We start from the raw sequence: 567 nt of genomic DNA on the forward strand, positions 1-567 counted from the left end.
TGCACGCCGCCTCCCGCGGCACCTACGGCGCCCCGCGGGTGCACGCAGAATTCACTCTCGGTATCGGTCTCGGTATCGGTGTCGGCTACAACCAGGTCGAGCTATTGATGGCGCGTGCCGGGATCAAGGGCCTGCCCGGTGTCAAGCGCGCACGCCCACGGCATCAGGGCCCGACCGCCGGTGACCTGGTCAACCGTGCGTTCACCCGATCACGGCCGAACCAGTTGTGGGTCAGCGACATCGAGCGCCACGAGGCGTTCCTGAACCCTGCGGTGTGGAAGGACGCCGCCGCCGGTTGGTCGCAGCCGACTGGTTGAAACTGAGGACAGCTCGGCTCGTGGGATGACGGGTGCGGGTGGAAGCCGTCCTGACAACGACGGGACGGGCAAGTACGGCCAGATGGTCCGGGTCCGGCAAGCAAGACGGAAAGGCGTACGTGAGGAACCAGCGGCTGAGCGCCCCTCAAGTGAACCACCAGCTCGAACCTGGCGGATCCGGCCTGGGTAGCAGCGCGCACTTGCACGATTGTGTCGTGTGGGGAACTCCTGGATCGGGTGATGTCGCCGG

The 567-nt window shown here is 66.5% G+C and carries 1 protein-coding gene; it reads left to right on the forward strand.

Annotated features, from left to right (window positions below; genetic code table 11):
• Window positions 1-317, forward strand: a 317-nt coding sequence (locus tag NG1_RS39285) for an IS3 family transposase (RefSeq protein ID WP_439956520.1), incomplete at its 5' end; no start/stop codon positions are given.
• Window positions 318-567: the final 250 nt, after the last annotated feature.

The organism is Nocardia gamkensis NBRC 108242, from assembly GCF_001612985.1.
GTDB classification, from domain to species: Bacteria; Actinomycetota; Actinomycetes; order Mycobacteriales; family Mycobacteriaceae; genus Nocardia; species Nocardia gamkensis.